This is a genomic window from Thioprofundum lithotrophicum, assembly GCF_055387065.1.
Genome location: NZ_AP042379.1, coordinates 1,772,950 through 1,791,798, shown reverse-complemented (window position 1 = coordinate 1,791,798; position 18,849 = coordinate 1,772,950). Strand labels below are relative to the sequence as shown.

The window sequence follows — 18,849 nt, the reverse complement described above, 5'->3', positions numbered from 1 at the left end:
TGTAGGAGCGGCGCAAGCCGCGATACGAAGCTTAATCGCCTTCCTCGCTGATCAGTTCCTGATAGGCGTCGGCGTCCATCAGGGCGTCGTAGTCTTCCGGATCCATGGGCTTGACGCGGAAGATCCAGCCTTCGCCGTAAGGGTCCTGGTTGATCAGCTCCGGGGTGTCGCTCAGCTTGGTGTTGATGGCGGCGATCTCGCCGGTGACCGGGGCATAGACGTCGGAGGCGGCCTTGACCGACTCCACCACCGCCACGTCGTCACCGGCGGCACATTCCTCGCCCTCTTCCGGCAGCTCCACGAAGACGATGTCGCCCAGAAGGTGCTGGGCGTGATCGGTGATGCCCACGGTCAGGGTGCCGTCCTCTTCCAACCGGATCCACTCGTGGGATTCGGTGTAGCGCAGTTCCTGGGGAATGTTGCTCATGTCCTGGTCCTCGTGATTCGTGTTCGTTGTTCTCGGTTTTCAGATCAATGCCTTGCCGTGGCGCACGAAGGGCGGCTTCACCACCTTCGCCTTGAGGGGCTTGCCGCGCACTTCCACCTCGACCGTCTCGCCGGTCTCGGCGGGCACCCGGGCCAGGGCGATGGCCCGCCCGAGGGTGGGCGAGAAGGAGCCGGAGGTGATCTCCCCGGCCGGCTCGCCGGCGACCCGCACGATCTGATGATTGCGCAGAACGCCGCGATCTTCCAGCACCAGGCCCACCAGTTTGCGTTTCACGCCTTCCGCCTTCTGCCGCTCGAGCGCCGCGCGGCCGATGAAATCCCGCTCGGCGGGCGCGAAGGCCACGGTCCAGGCCAGCCCCGATTCCAGGGGCGTGACCGACTCGTCCATGTCGGCGCCATAGAGGTTCATGCCGGCCTCGAGGCGCAGGGTGTCGCGGGCGCCGAGGCCGCAGGGCGCCACGCCCGCCGCCAGCAGCCTGCGCCAGAACTCCACGGCCTCGGCCGCCGGCAGCATGATTTCGTAGCCGTCCTCGCCGGTGTAGCCGGTGCGGGCCACGGCCATGCCGTCCAGCTCGGCCAGGTAGAAGGGCTCGAGGGCGGCGGCCGCCTCGGCGGCGTCGCCGAGCACCTGGTGGACCTTCTCCCGGGCCCGGGGGCCCTGCACGGCAATCAGGGCCAGATCGTCGCGCACCTGCAAATCCACGTCGACGCCCTCCGCCTGGCGGCGCATCCAGGCCAGATCCTTGTCGGTGGTGGCGGCGTTGATCACCATGCGGTAGCGATCGTCCCCCAGCCAGTAGACGATGAGATCGTCGATCACGCCGCCTTCCTCATCGAGCATGCAGGAATAGAGGGCCTTGCCGGGCCGGGCCAGCTTGGCCACGTCGTTGGCCAGCAGGCGGCGCAGCCAGTCCCGCGCCCCGGGGCCGCGGATGTCCACCACCGTCATGTGGGAGACGTCGAACATGCCGGCGTCGCGGCGCACCTGGTGATGCTCCTCGATCTGGGAGCCGTAGGCCAGCGGCATGTCCCAGCCGCCGAAATCCACCATCTTGGCGCCCAGGGCCACGTGTTCGTCGTGCAGGGGAGTGTGTTTCATCGCGCATCGCCTCGCGGTTGGGATTCTTCGGCATGATAGGAGGAGCGCACCATCGGGCCGGCCTTCACCCAGGTGAAGCCCATTTCGCGGGCGGCCGCGGCCAGGCCCTCGAACTCGGCCGGGGCCAGGTAGCGGCGCACCGGCAGGTGATGGCGGCTCGGGCGCAGGTACTGGCCCAGGGCCAGCCGCTGCACGCCGGCGGCGCGCAGATCGGCCAGCACCGCCAGCACCGCCTCGCGGCGCTCGCCCAGCCCCAGCATCAGCGCCGACTTGGCCTCCACGCCCGGCAGCGCGGCGACCTGGGCCAGCAGATCGAGGGACCGGGCGTAGTCGGACCCCTTGCGCACGGTGCGGTACAGCTCGGGCACGGTCTCCACGTTGTGGCCCCAGACCATTTGCACCTCGCGCCCCGGCGCGGGCACCTGCTGCAGCCGCTCGTGGATGATGGCCACCGCCTCGAGCTGGCGGCGGTGGAAGTCGGGGGTGAGCAGTTCGATGCCGATGCCGGGCCGCCGCCGGCGCAGGGCGGCCACGGTCTCGGCGAAGATTCCGGCGCCGCCGTCGGGCAGATCGTCGCGGTTCACCGAGGTGAGGACCACGTAGTCGAGCCCCATGCGCGCGACCGCCTCGGCCACCCGCTGCGGCTCGTCCGTGTCCACCGCGCCGGGCCGCCCGGTCTTCACCGCGCAGAAGCCGCAGGCCCGGGTGCAGGTGTCGCCCAGCAGCATGAAGGTGGCGGTGCCGGCACTCCAGCACTCGCCCCGGTTGGGGCAGCGGGCCTCCTCGCAGACCGTGTGCAGGCGCTGGCCGTGCACGGTGCGGGCCGTATCTGCATACACCGGGCTGTCGGCCAGCGGCTGGCGGATCCAGGCCGGCATGCGGCTCACGTTGGGCTCGCGGGAATGGTCGAAGACCGGAATCACCTTGTTCATGGGCGCCTCGCGCGGTTCGGCAACGAAAAAGGGGCGACGCCAGCGGACCTGCGTGCGCTGGCGTCGCCCCTCTGTCCGGTCACCTGAGAGCTTGGCCCCTTCGGCGGACCGGCCGGCGGCCGGTCTCTCTCCAGAGTCGACATGCTCCCCGCGGTCCTTTTGCCTGAGCGATTCCGGGCGGTTGCGCCTTCGGCGGCCGTCCGGCGGACGGCGCTCTCCCACGGGGCCTGTGGTCGAGCCGCCAAGGATACCGGCACCGGCGGGAAAAACAAGCCTCGGCGGGGGTTGACACGGCCATGCCGGTGCGTTGCGGCGCGAGCGCATCCCTGCGGTCTGCGTCCGGCACGCCCTGAGGTCGGGGAGACGTTTCGTGACACTGTGTGAGGAGTGCAGTAGGCCGGCTCAAGCGCAGCGGAGCCGGCAAAAATCATGTCATCCCGACATGGCGGCTCCGCTTCGCTTGAGCCGCCCTACGGCCTGCGTCCGGCACGCCATACACACGACAAACGAATCGTCGCGAATTCGGAACGGCGACTCAGCGCATCTCCCGCGACGCCCGCACCAGATTGCCGATGGTCAGGCCCTGGACGATGATGGAGAACACCACCACCGCGTAGGTCACGGTGAGGATGGCGTCGCGCTCGGGGGACGGGGGCACCGAGAGGGCCAGGGCCACGGAGATGCCGCCGCGCAGGCCGCCCCAGGTGAGGATCTCCACCACCCGGGGGCTGAAGCGGCGGAAGCGGCGCATGAGCAGCACCGGCAGGCCGACGCTGACGTAACGGGCCAGGAGCACCGCCGGAATGACGGCGAACACGGCCAGCAGGTATTCGCCGCGGAAGCTCAGCAGCAGGATTTCGAGGCCGATGAGCACGAACAGCACGGCATTGAGGATCTCGTCCATCAGCTCCCAGAAGTCGTCCAGGTGCTCGCGGGTGGTGTCAGACATGGCCAGCACCCGGCCGTGGTTGCCGATCACCAGCCCCGCCACCACCATGGCGATGGGGCCGGAGACGTGCATGGCGCTGGCCGCGGCATAGCCGCCCATCACCAGCGCCAGGGTCAGCAGCACTTCCACCTGGTAGTTGTCGATGCTGCGCAGCAGGAAGAAGGCCGCCAGGCCGATGAGCAGGCCGAAGGCGATGCCGCCGCCGGCCTCCTGCAGCAGCAACAGGCCGATCCCCTGCACGGTCGGCTCGCTGCTGCCCTGGATGAGGCCGAGGATCACCAGGAACACCACCACGCCGATGCCATCGTTGAACAGCGATTCGCCGGCGATCTTGATCTCCAGGCTCTTCGCCGCGCCGGCGGTCTTGAGGATCCCCATCACCGCGATGGGATCGGTGGGCGAGATGAGCGCGCCGAACAGCAGACAGTAGAGCCAGGGCATCTCGATCCCGAGGCCGTTGAAGATCAGCCAGGCCAGACCGCCCACCAGAAACGTGGAGAGCACCACGCCCCCGGTGGCCAGGCTCAGCACCACCCACTTCTGCTGGCGCAGATCGTCGAGATTGACGTGCAGGGCCCCGGCGAAGAGCAGGAAGCTGAGCATGCCTTCCATCAGCGTCTCGTGGAAGTCGATGCCGCCGATCAGCCGCTCCGCCTGCTGCTCCAGTTCCGTCCAGCCCAGGGCATGCAACAGCAGCAGCCCCAGCGACAGCACCAGCGAGATGATCATGATCCCGATGGTGGTGGGAATGCGCAGGAAACGGTAATTCACGTAGCTGAACAGGGCAGCCAGGGTGATGAGGACGGCGGCGGTGTCGAAGATGTCCATGGCTGACGGTCAGAGCAAGGTGGCAAAGTCCCGTAGGAGCGGCGCAAGCCGCGATACGGCGGTAGCGGGTGGCTGGGAAAATCACATGCTGTTACCCGCTACCAGCGACCCGCCCCAGCCACTGCAGGTCGCGGCTTGCGCCGCGCCTACAGCTCCCTTCGTCCGCGTTCGTTGCCGTCCCTATCCTCCCAATGCCCGGCGCACGATCAGGTTCTTCACCGGGCCGAGGCGGTCGGTGACGGTGAGGCCGGTGTTGCGCAACCAGGCGAGCAGGGGCTGATCGTTGCTGAACAGTTCCTTGAAACCGTCCATGGCCAGGAGCATGGGACGGTTCTCGCTGCGCCGTTCGCGCTGGTAGCGGCGCAGCAGGGTTTCGCCGCCGGGGTCGCGGCGCCGGCGGCGGGCCTCGCCGAGCAGGCGGGCGAGGCTGCGCACGTCGGCCAGGCCCAGGTTCACGCCCTGGCCGGCCAGGGGATGGATGGTGTGGGCGGCGTCGCCGGCCAGGGCCAGGCGGGTGTCGGCGTAGCGGCGGGTCTCGAAGAAGCGCAGCGGGAAGGCGGCGCGGGGGCCGACGGCCTCGATGGGCCCGAGGGTGGCTTCGAAGGCCGCCTCCAGCTCGCGGGCGAAACGTTCCTCCTCCATCGCCAGCAGCCGTTCGGCCTGCTCGGGCGAGGTGGACCAGACGATGGAGCAATGGCCTTCGGTGAGCGGCAGGAAGGCCAGGGGACCGGTGGGCAGGAAGCGCTGCCAGGCGGTCTCGCGGTGATGCTCGCGGGGCCGGACCACGGTGACCACGGCGGTCTGATCGTAGTCCCAGCCGGTGACCGGGATGCCGGCGGCCTGGCGCACCCAGGAGCGGCCGCCGTCGGTGCCGATGATCAGGCGGCCGGTGAGTTCGGTGCCGTCGTCGAGGATCAGCGCCGCGCCGTCGTCCTCGCGGCGCAGTTGCCGCGGCCGCGCGGGCCAGAAGGGCGTGATGTTGGGCTGCCGGGCCACCTGCGAGTGCAGGCCCTTGACGATCACCCGGTTCTCGACGATGTGCCCCATGTCGGGCTCGCCCACGTCGGCACTGTCGAAATGCACCCGGCCCGTGCCGCCCGCGTCCCAGACCACCATCTCCCGGTAGGGGCTGACGCGCTCGGCGCACATGGCCTGCCAGGCGCCCAGTTCCTCGAACAGGTTCTGCGAGGCGCGGGTGAGGGCCGAGACGCGGATGTCGTAGCCTTCCGCGGGCCATGCGAGCTGCGGGGCGCGGGCGTCCACCAGCGCCACCTGCCAGCCCTGCCGGGCCAGGGCCAGGGCCTGGGCCGCGCCGACCATGCCGGCGCCCACCACGATGATGTCGAAGCCCTTCACAGCGGCAGCCCCCGGGCCAGGCGCGGCAGCTTGCCGCCGAAGCCCATGGCCTGGCGCGCCAGCAGGCGCTTGAGGGGCGGCACCGTGTCGAGCACGGTGAGGCCGATGTTGCGGGCCAGGGCCAGCGGCGGCAGATCGTTGGAGAAGACCCGCACCAGGGCATCGGTGAACAGGGCCGTGGTGAGCTGGTCGCGCCGCCGCCAGCGGGCGTAGTCGCGCAACAGGCCGATCTCGCCGGGGTCGCGTCCGGCGCGCACCCCGTCCACCACCACCTGGGCCAGGGTGGCCACGTCGCGCAGGCCCAGGTTGAAGCCCTGGCCGGCCACCGGATGCAGGGTGTGGGCGGCGTTGCCGATCACCGCCAAGCGCGGGCGCACGTGCTCGCGGCTCTGCATCCAGCCCAGCGGATAGGCGTGGCGCCGGCCCGTGTGCAGAAAACGCCCGGCCCGTTCGCCGAAGCGCGCCTGCAGGCGGGCGAGGAAGGCGGCCTCGTCGAGGGCCAGGATTTCCTCGCGCCGGGCGTCGGGCACGGTCCACACCAGGGCGAACATCCGATCACCGCCGTCCGGGTCGCGGGCCGGCAACAGGGCCATGGGGCCTTCGGCGGTGAAGCGTTCGTAGGCCACGTTGGCATGGGGGCGATCCACGGCCACGTTGGCGATGATCGCGTGCTGGCCGTAGCCCAGGCGGAAGCTGCCGATGCCGAGGCGCTGGCGGATGGGCGAGTTGCCGCCGTCGGCGGCCACCAGCAGGCGGCCGGTGATCTCGCGCTCGCCGCCGTCGGTGTCGAGGCGCAGGTGGGCGCGCAGCGGTTCGAGACGCACGTCGGCCACCCGGGCGGGGCAGAGAAAGTCCACGTTGGCCTGGGCCTGCAGCGCGGCGTGGAGCACGCCGCCGGGGGTGCGGATCTCGGTCACGTAGCCGAGGGCGTCGAGGCCCTCGTCCCGCCGATCCAGATGGCTGGAGCCGAGGTGGCCGCGATCGGAGACGTGGATGCGGTGGATGGGCGTCACCCCCGCCGCCTCGATGGCGCCCCACAGGCCCAGGGTGTCGAGGATCCGCCGCGAACCGTGGCCCAGGGCCAGGGTGCGGGCATCGAAACCGGCGTGTTCCGGAGCCGAGAAGGGCGTGGCCTCCACCACCGCCAGTTTCAGGGGCGCATCGCGCAGGGCGCAGGCCAGGCTGGCGCCCACCATGCCGCCGCCGGCGATGATCAGATCGTAGTCGGCCGGCGCGCTCATCCCGCCATCACCGCTTCGATGTCGGCCGGGGCCTTGGGCGCGCCTGCGGTGAGCACCTCGCAGCCGTCCTTCGTCACCAGCACGTCGTCCTCGATGCGGATCCCGGTGTTCCAGAACTTCTTCGGCACCCCGGCATCGCCGCCGGTCACGTACAGGCCCGGCTCGATGGTCAGGACCATGCCCGGCTCCAGCACCCGCCATTCGTCATCCACCTTGTAGTCACCCACGTCGTGCACGTCCATGCCCAGCCAGTGGCCGGTGCGGTGCATGTAGAAGCGGCGGTACTTCTCCTTCTCGATGAGCGTCTTCACCGCGCCCTTGAGCAGGCCCAGCTTCACCATGCCCTCGGTGAGCACCCGCACCGCCGCATCGTGGGGATCGTTCCAGTGATTGCCGGGCCTGACCGCCTCGATGGCCGCCTGCTGGGCCTCGAGCACCAGATCGTAGAGGCTGCGCTGGGCGCGGCTGAACTTGCCGCTGACCGGAAAGGTGCGGGAGATGTCGGCGGCGTAATAGTCGTATTCGGCGCCGGCGTCGATGAGCAGCAGATCGCCCTTGCGCAGGGTGTCGCGGTTGGTCACATAGTGCAGCACGCAGGCATTGGCGCCGCCGCCGACGATGGACTCGTAGGCCGGCCCTGCCGCCCCTTCGCGCTGGAACACGTAGTTCAGCTCGGCGGCGATCTGGTATTCCTTCATCCCCGGGCGGCAAACCTGCATGGCGCGGATGTGGGCGGCGATGGAGATGTCCGCCGCCTTGCGCATGGCCTTGAGTTCGGCGGCGCTCTTGAACAGGCGCATCTCGTGCAGGTGATGATCCAGCGAGATGAATTCGCCGGGGGTGTGCACGCCCGCGCGGGCCAGCTTGCGCAGGCGGTTCACCCAGCCGATCACACGGCTGTCGAAATCGGGATGGGCGCCCATGGTGTGAAACACCCGGGTCTTGTCCTCCAGCAGGCCGGGCAGGATGTCGTCGATGTCGTCGATGGGAAAGGAATCGTCGGCGCCGTACTCCGCCACCGCCCCTTCCTGGCCGGCCCGCTTGCCGTGCCAGATCTCCATCTTCTCGTCCTTCTCGCGGCAGAACAGGATGTACTCGCCATGGGCCCGCCCCGGCACCAGCACCATCACCGCCTCGGGCTCGGGAAAGCCGGTGAGATAGTAGAAATCGGAATCCTGGCGGTAGGGATACTCCACGTCGCGGTTGCGATAGCGCACCGGCGCCGCGGGCAGGATGGCCACCGACTGCTCGCCCATCAGATCCATCAGATGACGGCGCCGGCGCTGGAATTCCTTCTGGGTCATCAGTTCATTATGCCAGAAACGGTAGCGGGTGACGGGGAAAGCCCGTAGGCAGGCTCAAGCGCAGCGGAGCCGGCATCCCGGGATGATGCGGATTTCGCCGGCTCCGCTGCGCTTGAGCCGGCCTACATCCCTGCCTGACCGTGCCAGTGATATCGAAACAATTTTGCGATGTATGCCAGACCAAACGGCAACAAATCATTATTCCCCGCCACCGTCAATGCACCGTCGGGGTCGCGTTGTCCCCGCCCTTCGTCTCCCGATTCGCCTGCAGTTCCTCGCGAAACAGTTGCACCGCCACCCGCAGGTATTCCACCAGTTCCATGAAGGCGTTTTCGTCCGCTTCCTCGTCGTCGAGGGCGTAACTCTCGGCGGCGGCGATCCTGCCCAGGTCCTCGGCGATGCCCGGCAGTTCGCCGGGCAGCTTGCTGCGCTCGGTCAGGCCCAGCCGGTCCAGGCCCAGCAGGAAACCCTGCGCCCAGTGGGCCAGCGCTTCCACCCGGCTCTCCAGGCGGGCCTCGTCGCTCGGCAGCAGCGGCTGGAAGTCGAACTGCCCGCCCTCGAACATGGTCCGGGTCGCCATCCAGACCTCGTGCAGACGCTCCCGGGCCGGGCCCTCCGGGTCGCGGCCCAGAATCCGCCGCCAGGCGTCCGCCTCGGGCAACCGGGGCTGTACGCAAAGCATGCCGCACAACTGGCCGTGCAGCTCGGCGGCGTCCAGATCGGGATTCACGCCCCGCAGCAGATCGCCGAGGGCATCGTAGTCGGGCAGGGAGGCTGTCATGATCGGTTTCCGGTATACAGGGGCGCCACAGGATACGGCAAGGCGCCCCGGCCACGCCAACCGTTGACCCCCTGTGCTGCGCACTCTATATTGAAGAACCGGCCACCCGCGCTGGCGGCGGGCTTTGCCAACGCCGCCGGTTCGGAAAGATTTTCAATTATAATCATAGACTTGAAAGGCAGCGACGAGGACGCGAACGCCCGGATGGATGAACTGGATCTCAAGAAACTCGAAACCCGGGTCGATGAACTGATCGACGCGGTCGAGCGCCTGCAGCAGGAGAACAAGTCCCTGCGCGACAATCACAACAGCCTGCTGGCCGAGCGCAACCAGCTCATCGAGAAGACCGAACAGGCCCGCACGCGGGTCGAAGCCATGATCCAGCGACTGAAGGCATTGGAAAATGAGTGATTCCCGGGACAGCCAGGCCGTCACCATCACCATCCTCGACAAGGAATACCTGATCGCCTGCCCCGAGGACGAAAAACACGATCTCATGCGCTCCGCCGACTATCTGGATCGCAAGATGCGCGAGATCCGCGACGGCGGCAAGATCATCGGCACCGAACGGATTGCGGTCATGGCCGCACTGAACATCGCCCACGAACTGCTGTCAGACCAGAAAGACGAGGGCAACGGCAAACTCGACCCGGCCATCGGCCAGCGGATCCGCAACCTGCAAAACCGCATCGAGGAAGCCCTGTACCGCTCCCGGCAACTGGAAATATGAACCCGGCCAGCGATGAGCACGAGGAAACGCCAACATCGCGCCTCGCCACTGTTTATGGGCAACCCTGCGGTATGCGTTAGTCGATCGGGATATTCTTGAGCCGTAATCTGAATCCCCGGGAGCCGATTCCCGGCACCGTGTGCACGTCCGCTGGTCCGGAAAGCCTGACGTGCCGGTTGACGCTCCCACTTGAACCTCTGGTTCAAGACGAAGATCGCGACGGTACCTGCGGGGAGGCCCACCCTATTCATGACCCGTGACCAGCTCCGCCGGGAAATCCGGCAACGCCGGCAACGGCTCGACGCCCACGAGCGTCATCACCGCTCCCTGGCCCTGTGCGCCCACCTGGCCGAGACCCCCCGGTTTCGGCTCGCCCGGCGCATCGCCTTCTACCTGCCCAACGACGGCGAACCGGATCTGCGCCCCCTCATGGCCCTGGCCTGGGAACAGGACAAGGCCTGTTTCCTGCCCGTGGTGGGCGCCCGCCACAGCCGCCGCCTGTGGTTCCTGCCCTGGACGCCGGACACGCCGCTCGTTCCCAACCGCTTCGGCATCCCCGAACCCCTGCATCACCGCGGCGAACGGCGCTTCAAGCCCCACAGCCTGGATCTGGTTCTGATGCCGCTGGTGGCCTTCGATGCCCGCGGTCATCGCCTGGGCATGGGCGGCGGCTACTACGACACCACCCTCGCCTTCCTGCGTTACCGCCGCCACTGGCTGCGCCCGGCCCGGATCGGCACCGCCTTCGCCTGCCAGGAAGTGGCTCGGCTGCCCGCCGAAGCCTGGGACGTGCCCCTGGACGCCATCGCCACCGAAGACGGCGTGCGCCATTTCCGGTGCTGATCCGCTATACTCGCCCGCGTTTTCCGCTGCCGGAGGAACCCGCGTGCAATACTGGCTGATGAAATCCGAACCCGACGTCTACGGCATCGACGACCTGGCCGCCCAGCCCGACCAGACCGACCATTGGGACGGCGTGCGCAACTACCAGGCCCGCAACATGATGCGCGACCAGATGAAAAAGGGCGACAAGGTCTTCTTCTACCATTCCAACTGCAAGGAACCCGCCATCGTCGGCATCGCCGAAATCGCCCGCGAAGGCTATCCCGACTTCACCGCCTGGGACCCCGAATCCAAATACTTCGATCCCAAGTCCACCCCCGACAATCCCCGCTGGTACATGGTGGATCTGCGCTTCAAGCGCAAACTCAAGCGCCCCGTCACCCTGCGCGAGATGAAAAACCACCCGGAACTGGCCGACATGCCCCTGCTGCGCAAGGGCAACCGCCTCTCGGTCATGCCCGTGAGCAAGGCGGAATGGGATTTCATCCTGCAACTGGAAAAACAATCCCCCACGGAATAAGCTCTCTCAACCCTGTCGCGGCTTGCGCCGCTCCTACAGTTGATAAAGGCTGTAGGAGCGGCGCAAGCCGCGATACCCTCTTCAAGTTTTCCCCACCTGAACCGATAAACAACCAGCCGCTTGCTGCATGCACGACCGCTTTCATGTGTTCAAAACGGCATGAAAGCCGACACGCAACGCACGACCCGCAACAAACCTGATGTGAAACAAACAGTAAGCCGCAAAAATTCATTCAACTTACTAGCAATTTTTTTTCACTTGTCTATACTCTGACAAACTCAGTGCTCAACTCGGAGGGTTGTAATCCATGGCAACGAAGAAGAAAGCCAAAAAGAAGGCGGCCAAGAAGAAGGTAGCCGTACGCAAGAAGGCCGCGAAGAAGAAAGTGGCCAAGAAGAAGGTCGTTCGCAAGGCCAAGAAAAAGGCGGCCAAGAAGAAGGTAGCAAAGAAGAAGGTCGCCAAGAAAAAGGCCAAGAAGAAAGCCGCGAAGAAGAAAGCCGCCAAGAAGAAGACGGCGAAGAAAAAGGCCAAGAAGAAAACGGCCAGGAAAAAGGTAGCGAAGAAAAAGGCCGCCAAGAAAAAGGCCAAGAAGAAGGCCGCCCGGCGCAAGAAGCGCTGATCCTGCCTCCCCGTGAACGAAGGGCCTGCATTGCAGGCCCTTTTTTCATGGCAACCGATCTATGACCAAAGTTATAAACCTGCGATCAAATCGCGAACTACCTCCCGCCCGAATGCCGGCTCCGCTGCGCTTGAGCCGGCCTACACCCGCTGTAGGAGCGGCGCAAGCCGCGAAACCACAAGCACGTTGCCCTGCAAATCGCGGCTTGCGCCGCTCCTACACGACTGCACCCAACCCTCGTAGGAGCGGCGCTCCCACCGCGACCACATGACCGCAAAACAACCGCCGCCATTCCCTGCCCCACCCCGTAGGAGCGGCGCAAGCCGCGAAAGCGCAAGCACGAACACGCTGCCCTGCAAATCGCGGCTTGCGCCGCTCCTACACGACTGCACCCAACCCCTGTAGGAGCGGCGCCCCCGCCGCGACCACATGACCGCAAAACAACCGCCGCCATTCCCTGCCCCACCCCGTAGGAGCGGCGCAAGCCGCGAAACCACAAGCACGTTGCCCTGCAAATCGCGGCGAGACGCCGCTCCTGCACGACGGCACCCAACCCCTGTAGGAGCGGCGCCCCCGCCGCGACCACATGACCGCAAAACAACCGCCGCCATTCCCTGCCCCACCCCGTAGGAGCGGCGCAAGCCGCGAAACCACAAGCACGAACACGCTGCCCTGCAAATCGCGGCTTGCGCCGCTCCTACACGACTGCACCAAACCCGCCGCGACCCGCATCAGCGCAAGAACAACCGATACGCCGGGTTGTCGCTCTCGTCCCACCAGGGATAGTTGAGCTCCTCCAGAAACGTCTTCAGCCGCGCCTTTTCCTCCGGCGGCACCTGCATGCCCACCAGCACCCGGCCGTAGGCGGCGCCGTGGTTGCGGTAATGGAACAGGCTGATGTTCCAGTGCTCGCCCATGCGGTTCAGGAAGCGCAGCAGGGCGCCGGGCCGTTCCGGGAACTCGAAGCGGAACAGGCATTCGTTGGCCAGTCCGCCGACCCGGCCGCCCACCATGTAGCGCACGTGCATCTTGGCCATTTCGTTGTCGGACATGTCCTCGATGGGATAGCCCTGGGCCCGCAGCTCGGCGAACAGGGCCTGCTTCTCCACGTCCAGGCCGTGCATCTTCACCCCCACGAACACATGGGCGCGCTCAGGATCGGCATAGCGGTAGTTGAACTCGGTGATGCCGCGCTGGCCGATGGTCTCGCAGAAGGCGCGGAAGCTGCCCGGCCGTTCGGGGATGGTGGCGGCGAACAGCACTTCGCGCCGCTCGCCCAGCTCGGCCCGCTCCGCCACGTGGCGCAGGCGGTCGAAGTTCATGTTGGCCCCGCTGTCGATGGCCACCAGCCGCTCGTCCTCGATGCCTTCCCGGGCCACGTACTGCTTGATGCCGGCCACGGCCAGGGCGCCGGCCGGCTCGGTGATGGCGCGGGTCTCGTCATAGATGTCCTTGATGGCGGCGCAGATCTCGTCGGTGTTGACCAGCAACACCTCGTCGACGAACTCGCGGGCGATGCGGAAGGTTTCCTCCCCCACCTGGCGCACGGCCACGCCGTCGGCGAAGATCCCCACCTGATCCAGCACCACCCGCTCGCCGGTGCGCAGGGCCTCGTGCATGCAGGGCGCATCGTCCGGCTCCACGCCGATGACCCGGATCTCCGGGTGGTGGGCCTTCAGCCACAAGGCCAGGCCGGAAATCAGGCCGCCGCCGCCCACCGGCACGAACACCGCATGAGGCACCTCCCCCTGCTCGAGGATTTCCACGGCGATGGTGCCCTGCCCGGCGATCACCCAGGGATCGTCATAGGGGTGGATGAAGGTCATGCCCGTTTCGCGCGCCAGCCGGTCGGCCTCCTCGCAGGCGTCGTCGTAGGTATTGCCGTGGAGCACGGTCTTCGCGCCCAGCAGCCGCACCGATTCCACCTTGATGTCCGGCGTGGTCTTGGGCATCACGATCACCGCCCGCAGATCCAGGCGGCGGGCCGCCAGCGCCACCCCCTGGGCATGGTTGCCCGCCGAGGCGGCGATCACGCCCCGCGCCCGCTCCTCCCGGCTCAGGCTGGCGATCTTCGCGTAGGCCCCCCGCAGCTTGAAGGAAAAGACCTGCTGCAGATCCTCGCGCTTGAGCAGCACGCGGTTGTGCAGCCGGCGGGAGAGGCCCGGCGCCGGCTCCAGCGGCGTGCGCCGCGCCACCTCGTACACGGGCGCCTGGCGGATGCGCTGCAGATACTGCTCGACGGACAGGGGCTTCATGATCCCGGGGATTCCTGCGGCGGTGGATGAGGGCGAAGGATACCTAATATAATGGATACTTCACCAGTCAACCAACGCGGGCCAGGGAACCGGCCCGCCAGCGTGCAGGAGAATCACTCATGAACCAGGACGAAATGAAGCAGGCCGTCGCCCGGGCCGCCATCGAATACGTGGTGCCGGGCACCATCATCGGCGTGGGCACCGGCTCCACCGCCAACTATTTCATCGACGAGCTGGCCAGGATCAAGGGCAGGATCGAAGGCACCGTGGCCAGCTCCGTGGCCACCGCCGAGCGCCTGAAGGGCCACGGCATCCCCGTGCTGGACCTCAACTCGGTGAACAACCTCTCCGTGTACATCGACGGCGCCGACGAGTCCAACCGCAGCCTGCACCTGATCAAGGGCGGCGGCGGCGCCCTCACCCGCGAGAAGATCGTTGCCGCCGTGGCCGACAAGTTCGTCTGCATCGCCGACGAAACCAAGCTGGTGGACTGGCTCGGCCGCTTCCCCCTGCCCATTGAGGTGATCCCCATGGCCCGCAGCTACGTGGCCCGGGAGATCGTCAAGCTCGGCGGCGAACCGGTCCTGCGCGAAGGCTTCACCACCGACAACGGCAACGTGATCCTCGACGTGCACAACTGGGAGATCATGGAGCCGGTGAAGCTCGAGCAGCAGCTCAACAACATCGTCGGCGTGGTCACCAACGGCCTGTTCGCCATGCGCCCCGCCGATGTGCTGCTGCTGGGCACCCAGGAAGGGGTGAAGACGCTGACGGCCTGAGCACACCACGCGCCCAACCATCCCCGCAGGTCGGCTCAAGCGCAGCGGAGCCGCCACCTCCCCGGCCGGCCCTTCGCCGGGTCCGCTGCGCTTGACCCGGCCTACGATGCTCGCCCCTCACCCTGTCCCTCTCCCCGGCGGGGAGAGGGAACCCTTTGCCGCATTCACGCATCAATGCAATGGCCACGGCCTTGCTGCTAAAATCGGCCCATGTCCCGCACGCTCATCGTCATCGGCGTCATCCTCATCGCCCTCGGCCTGCTGTGGCCGTGGCTCAGCCGTTTCGGCCTGTTCCGGCTGCCCGGGGACATCGTTATCGAACGGGACAACTTCCGTTTCTACTTCCCCATCACCAGCATGCTGCTGATCAGCGCGGTGCTGAGTCTGATTCTGTGGCTATTCCGGCGCTGAGCGAAAACATCGCAGCGAGGGCGCCGCTCCTACCGGATGTCCCGTAGGAGCGGCGCCCCCGCCGCGAAAAATCCCTTTTCCGACACGCAGAAAAAAGGCCGCTTGCGCGGCCCGTACAATGGCATGTCTCCATGCCTTCTCCCTCAACTCCTCCATGGATTTGTCGTCTCCCTATCCGGCCTTCCGTCGGCCAGCCTGTGACCCGACCCGGAAAAGGCCCCGGCCGAGGCCGGGGCGATACCGGGAGATGCCTCAGAAGATGATCAGCAACTGGCCGGAGAGCCGGTTGTCAATACCATCAAGGATGAGATTTGCAGTGGACGTCGACGCCTGACCCGGCGCTTCTGCATCCCGCATCTCATAGTTGAGAAGGAAACGGCTCTTCTTGTTGAAGAAATACTGGGCGCCGAATGTGAGCGTGGTGAACTTTCTCTCGGCTGTGGCACTCTGGGTGTTTCGATTCAGGGTGTCATAGCGGATGTCCAGTTCCAGTTTGGGGGTAACCAGGTAGCCAAAATCCACGTACCATGCGTTGGCTTCTCCATCCTTGTTGATATTGAAATCTGCTCGAAGATTTCCACCATTACTAACTGCACCAGGCACTGCCCCACCATCTGTTCCACTGAAAATCATACCCTTGGCGACGATATACTCTGCAGCAGCTCGCAATTTCCCCTTGCGGAAGGTTGTTCCCACACCGTACCTAGTACGATCATATTCGCCCGGGTTTTCATACTTTAATGTACGTTTTCCGTCTTGATACCAGCCGTACAGCTTCCATGTCTGATAGCGAGCACCACGTGGGCCATGCTGATCGGCAGACCATACTGGAGGCGCAAGGTGGCTGGCCGAGGGGAAGGGACTGGCGCCGGGGAAGACCAGTTCTGAGGCCCAGTAGGCGTAGAACTCGCGATTGTCATCGTTGTCACCACGGGAGATACCATTGCCGTTACCCACCATCAGGGCGTAAGTGTGTTCCCAGTTGCCAGTATAGAACCAGTCGAAGAGCTGGATTCCTACATCACGAAACGCGCTCACTGGTCCGTTAGGCACATTTAATGGTGGATCGCCAGCTCCGGGAGGATATGGCTTGGCAGTCGTAGGACCTGTATAAGATCCATCCCCATCAAAAAACCGCTCCAGCAACAACTGGTTGGCGCCGTTGGTGAAGTTGATGTAGTCGAACACGTGGATGGCCTGCAGGCCTTCCTCGGAACCCGGCGTCTTGAACATGCCGATGCGCACCCGCATGCCCTTGATGTGGTTGAGGGTGACGCTGGCGTCGGTGAGCTTCACGCTGCCGCCGCCCTGGCGGGTGATGCCGTTGTTGCCGTACTCGGCAAGGAAGAAGTAGTTGACCTTGCTGTCCAGCGGGAAACCGGTTCCGCGTACGCCCACACGGGCACGGATCAAGTTGAAGCTGGAGTTGGTCTTCAGATCGGGCCGTGACTGGTTGAATACGGCCTTTTGTCCCGCCCATGGACCCGCCTTGAGCTTGGTGTCGGAAGTAGACTGGTACTCGGGCTGAATGAAACCCCACACGCGGGCGCGCGCCGCGCTGCCCGGCGGCTCGGTGCCCTGCATCTTCAGCCAGTTGACCGCCTGGGCCTGCTCTCCGGTGCCGCCCAGCAGCATGGCAGCGGAGGCGGCAATCAGCGTTTTCGTGAATTTCTTTTTCATTGTTCGGTGACTCCCCGATTCTCTGAAATGGTTGACATCTCAAGCCGCCTCGATCAGGGCTTGATCAGCTTGTAACCCTTGTCCATGAGTTCGACAATGCGAACCACGCCGGCATCGACCTTCTTGGCAACCGGGTTGAGGGCCGGCGGATGGCCGAGCTTCTTGCCCATGTTGCGAATGGTGTTCTTGCAGGCGGAGAAACGCACGCCGTTGTCCACCAGGCTCTTGATTCGGCCCTTGTTGTTGTTTTCCTCGAACAGCAGCCGCAAGCCGGGACCGAAGGCGACGATCTCCAGGGCGACCCGATCGGGGCCATAGTATTTCAGCAGATTGTTGGCCACATTGAGCACCAGGGTCTGCTTGAAGGGATTGGGATCGCTGATCTGCAGCACGATCTTCTGCTCGGCAAAATCGCCGGCGGCATTGGCCGTGGCGGCGCCAAGGGACAAGCCCAGCATCAGCAGCGCAGCGAGCCAACGGGTTGGCATCTTCATGTGTGTTGTCCTCCACTCGTTGTCAGGAACCGATATTGTTGTATTGATGGCGACGGCACACCTCCCTGCGCAACCGTCTTGCTGAAAGACGCGGAAGCCGCGCCGTTTATTCCCTCGGTTGAACATTTTTGCCGTCAGCGGTCGGCCGAGATTCATCAGTAATTCATGAAATAACAATATGCAATCCTCGCGGAATATTTTTTGTGCCTGCGGCGTCTTTCGGTATAGTCGGGGACATCCAGACCGAAGAAGGAACGCCCAGATGATTCCCCTGAAGCTGCTGCAAAAACGTCGCGCCTTTCGTCAGCGTATAGAGGCCTTCCGTCCCCGCCTCTTCCGCCTGGCCTGCTCCTGGTGCCACAACCCCGATCTGGCGGACGACCTGGTTCAGGAAACCCTGCTCAAGGCACTCAGGCACAGTGATCAGTTGCGTGACGAGACGACGTTCGACAGCTGGCTGTTCGCCATTCTCAACAACTGCTGGCGCGATCACTTCCGCCGGCAACGGGAGAGCGAAGACATCGACAACGTGGTGCTGATCGACGAGGTGACCCCTTCGCATCTTGCCGAACAGCAGAACATCGTCGACAAGGTGCGTTCCGCCGTGGCCACCCTGCCGGCCGGCCAGTGCCAGGTACTGACCTTGGTGGATCTGGAAGGGCTGAGTTATCAGGACGTGGCCGAAGTTCTGGACATTCCCATCGGCACCGTCATGAGCCGTCTGTGCCGCGCGCGCAGGGCCCTGGCCGACAGGCTTCTCGAGTTCAAACCGGAACAGCACCAGCCCAAACCGCGACTGCGGAGAGTGAAATGAAAGAACGGTTTTCCGACGAACACCTCAATGCCTACCTCGACGGGGAGCTGGATGCCGGGGAACGCGCGCATCTCATGGACGTGTTGCGCAGCGACCCGGAACTGGCCAGCCGGGTCTGCCAGTTGCAGAAGGTCAAGGAAATGGTGCAACTGGCCTACCCCGACGTGCCCGACCAGCCCCGCACGTCCCGCCCGGCCCGACCCCACCGCCGCTGGGCCGGCCCGGCCATCGCCGCTTCGTTGCTGTTTCTCGTTGGCCTGGCCGGGGGTTGGGTGGCGAACCTGCACTGGCAGCACCCCCCCCGCCTGCTGGAAATCGCCAAGACCGCCCGCCTCGACGCCGGCGACGCCATCGACAAGCCCTGGCGCCTGATGCTGCACGTCAACAGCGACGATACCTATCGCTACCAGATCATGCTCAGCGAAACCGAGGAACTGCTGCGCTCGGCCGCGCGCGACGGCCGCCCCGTGGAAATCGAAATCGTCACCAACGGCCCCGGCCTGCTCCTGCTCAGCGATCGCGACGATCCCTTCACCCGTCGCCTGCAGGCCCTGGCCCGCGAATACGACAACCTCGAACTGCGCGCCTGCGAACGCGCCCTGCGCCGCTACCGTCTGCGCGAAGGCAGAGATCTGCAACTCATCCCCGAAGCCGGCACGGTCACCTCTGCCATGCACGAAGTGATTCGGCGGCAGAAGGAGGGGTGGGCGTATATCAATATCTGAAAGGCAGAGGAAAGAGACAAGCATAAAGCGTGGCTGTCTGCC

Annotated in this window: 20 protein-coding genes, 1 other RNA gene and 1 riboswitch; of the genes, 10 read left to right on the top strand and 11 right to left on the bottom strand. The window is 65.7% G+C overall.

Annotated features, from left to right (window positions below):
* Window positions 1-31 precede the first annotated feature (31 nt).
* The 8 genes from gcvH to ACZ5BH_RS08400 all read right to left on the bottom strand — a co-directional run bounded on the left by gcvH (window position 32) and on the right by ACZ5BH_RS08400 (window position 8,937).
* On the bottom strand, window positions 32-427 hold the full coding sequence (gcvH, locus tag ACZ5BH_RS08435; protein ID WP_464888815.1) for a glycine cleavage system protein GcvH: 396 nt from the start codon (window positions 425-427) through the stop codon (window positions 32-34).
* Window positions 428-466: 39 nt separating this feature from the next.
* Entirely contained in the window at window positions 467-1,546 is a 1,080-nt protein-coding gene (gene gcvT / locus ACZ5BH_RS08430) for a glycine cleavage system aminomethyltransferase GcvT (RefSeq protein WP_464888814.1), read from the bottom strand.
* Entirely contained in the window at window positions 1,543-2,478 is a 936-nt protein-coding gene (lipA, locus tag ACZ5BH_RS08425) for a lipoyl synthase (RefSeq protein ID WP_464888813.1), read from the bottom strand. The genes gcvT and lipA overlap by 4 nt, the downstream gene beginning before the upstream one ends.
* Before the next feature lie 141 nt (window positions 2,479-2,619).
* Window positions 2,620-2,709: riboswitch (glycine riboswitch) on the bottom strand.
* A gap of 304 nt (window positions 2,710-3,013) precedes the next feature.
* Window positions 3,014-4,255, bottom strand: coding sequence for a cation:proton antiporter (locus ACZ5BH_RS08420; protein WP_464888812.1), 1,242 nt, complete (start codon window positions 4,253-4,255; stop codon window positions 3,014-3,016).
* A gap of 180 nt (window positions 4,256-4,435) precedes the next feature.
* Window positions 4,436-5,611 carry a UbiH/UbiF/VisC/COQ6 family ubiquinone biosynthesis hydroxylase gene (locus ACZ5BH_RS08415; RefSeq protein WP_464888811.1) on the bottom strand — a complete coding sequence of 392 codons (1,176 nt, stop codon included), beginning with the start codon at window positions 5,609-5,611 and terminating at the stop codon, window positions 4,436-4,438.
* Window positions 5,608-6,852 carry a 2-octaprenyl-6-methoxyphenyl hydroxylase gene (ubiH, locus tag ACZ5BH_RS08410; protein ID WP_464888810.1) on the bottom strand — a complete coding sequence of 415 codons (1,245 nt, stop codon included), beginning with the start codon at window positions 6,850-6,852 and terminating at the stop codon, window positions 5,608-5,610. Before ubiH ends, ACZ5BH_RS08415 begins: the two co-directional genes overlap by 4 nt.
* Window positions 6,849-8,156, bottom strand: coding sequence for a Xaa-Pro aminopeptidase (pepP, locus tag ACZ5BH_RS08405; protein ID WP_464888809.1), 1,308 nt, complete (start codon window positions 8,154-8,156; stop codon window positions 6,849-6,851). Before pepP ends, ubiH begins: the two co-directional genes overlap by 4 nt.
* A gap of 214 nt (window positions 8,157-8,370) precedes the next feature.
* Window positions 8,371-8,937 (bottom strand): UPF0149 family protein, encoded by a 567-nt coding sequence (locus ACZ5BH_RS08400; RefSeq protein ID WP_464888808.1) that lies wholly within the window; start codon window positions 8,935-8,937, stop codon window positions 8,371-8,373.
* A 204-nt stretch (window positions 8,938-9,141) separates the two neighbouring features.
* On the opposite strand from ACZ5BH_RS08400, the gene ACZ5BH_RS08395 reads away from it, so the two are divergent.
* From ACZ5BH_RS08395 to ACZ5BH_RS08370, 6 genes are all read left to right on the top strand, one after another.
* Complete coding sequence (locus ACZ5BH_RS08395) at window positions 9,142-9,348, top strand: TIGR02449 family protein (RefSeq protein ID WP_464888807.1); 207 nt, start codon at window positions 9,142-9,144, stop codon at window positions 9,346-9,348.
* Window positions 9,341-9,667, top strand: coding sequence for a cell division protein ZapA (locus ACZ5BH_RS08390; protein WP_464888806.1), 327 nt, complete (start codon window positions 9,341-9,343; stop codon window positions 9,665-9,667). Before ACZ5BH_RS08395 ends, ACZ5BH_RS08390 begins: the two co-directional genes overlap by 8 nt.
* A gap of 58 nt (window positions 9,668-9,725) precedes the next feature.
* Window positions 9,726-9,906: non-coding RNA, 6S RNA (gene ssrS, locus ACZ5BH_RS08385), on the top strand.
* A gap of 10 nt (window positions 9,907-9,916) precedes the next feature.
* Window positions 9,917-10,510 (top strand): 5-formyltetrahydrofolate cyclo-ligase, encoded by a 594-nt coding sequence (locus ACZ5BH_RS08380; protein ID WP_464888805.1) that lies wholly within the window; start codon window positions 9,917-9,919, stop codon window positions 10,508-10,510.
* 43 nt (window positions 10,511-10,553) lie between these two features.
* Window positions 10,554-11,030, top strand: coding sequence for an EVE domain-containing protein (locus tag ACZ5BH_RS08375; RefSeq protein WP_464888804.1), 477 nt, complete (start codon window positions 10,554-10,556; stop codon window positions 11,028-11,030).
* A gap of 307 nt (window positions 11,031-11,337) precedes the next feature.
* Window positions 11,338-11,649: a hypothetical protein gene (locus tag ACZ5BH_RS08370; RefSeq protein ID WP_464891242.1), complete on the top strand. Its 312-nt coding sequence runs from the start codon at window positions 11,338-11,340 to the stop codon at window positions 11,647-11,649.
* 731 nt (window positions 11,650-12,380) lie between these two features.
* Here ACZ5BH_RS08370 and ilvA read toward each other — a convergent pair.
* Window positions 12,381-13,904 carry a threonine ammonia-lyase, biosynthetic gene (ilvA, locus tag ACZ5BH_RS08365; protein ID WP_464888803.1) on the bottom strand — a complete coding sequence of 508 codons (1,524 nt, stop codon included), beginning with the start codon at window positions 13,902-13,904 and terminating at the stop codon, window positions 12,381-12,383.
* Between the two features lie 119 nt (window positions 13,905-14,023).
* Between ilvA and rpiA the strand changes: the two genes are divergently transcribed.
* Both rpiA and ACZ5BH_RS08355 read left to right on the top strand, forming a co-directional pair.
* Window positions 14,024-14,683, top strand: a complete 660-nt coding sequence (gene rpiA / locus ACZ5BH_RS08360) for a ribose-5-phosphate isomerase RpiA (protein WP_464888802.1) — start codon at window positions 14,024-14,026, stop codon at window positions 14,681-14,683.
* Between the two features lie 210 nt (window positions 14,684-14,893).
* On the top strand, window positions 14,894-15,094 hold the full coding sequence (locus tag ACZ5BH_RS08355; RefSeq protein WP_464888801.1) for a DUF2905 domain-containing protein: 201 nt from the start codon (window positions 14,894-14,896) through the stop codon (window positions 15,092-15,094).
* Between the two features lie 252 nt (window positions 15,095-15,346).
* Here the strand turns inward: ACZ5BH_RS08355 and ACZ5BH_RS08350 are convergent, their stop codons facing one another.
* On the bottom strand, window positions 15,347-16,774 hold the full coding sequence (locus tag ACZ5BH_RS08350) for a porin (protein WP_464888800.1): 1,428 nt from the start codon (window positions 16,772-16,774) through the stop codon (window positions 15,347-15,349).
* A gap of 53 nt (window positions 16,775-16,827) precedes the next feature.
* Window positions 16,828-17,268 carry a DsrE family protein gene (locus tag ACZ5BH_RS08345; protein ID WP_464888799.1) on the bottom strand — a complete coding sequence of 147 codons (441 nt, stop codon included), beginning with the start codon at window positions 17,266-17,268 and terminating at the stop codon, window positions 16,828-16,830.
* Between the two features lie 262 nt (window positions 17,269-17,530).
* On the opposite strand from ACZ5BH_RS08345, the gene ACZ5BH_RS08340 reads away from it, so the two are divergent.
* Entirely contained in the window at window positions 17,531-18,082 is a 552-nt protein-coding gene (locus ACZ5BH_RS08340) for an RNA polymerase sigma factor (RefSeq protein ID WP_464888798.1), read from the top strand.
* On the top strand, window positions 18,079-18,807 hold the full coding sequence (locus ACZ5BH_RS08335; RefSeq protein ID WP_464888797.1) for a DsrE family protein: 729 nt from the start codon (window positions 18,079-18,081) through the stop codon (window positions 18,805-18,807). Before ACZ5BH_RS08340 ends, ACZ5BH_RS08335 begins: the two co-directional genes overlap by 4 nt.
* Window positions 18,808-18,849: the final 42 nt, after the last annotated feature.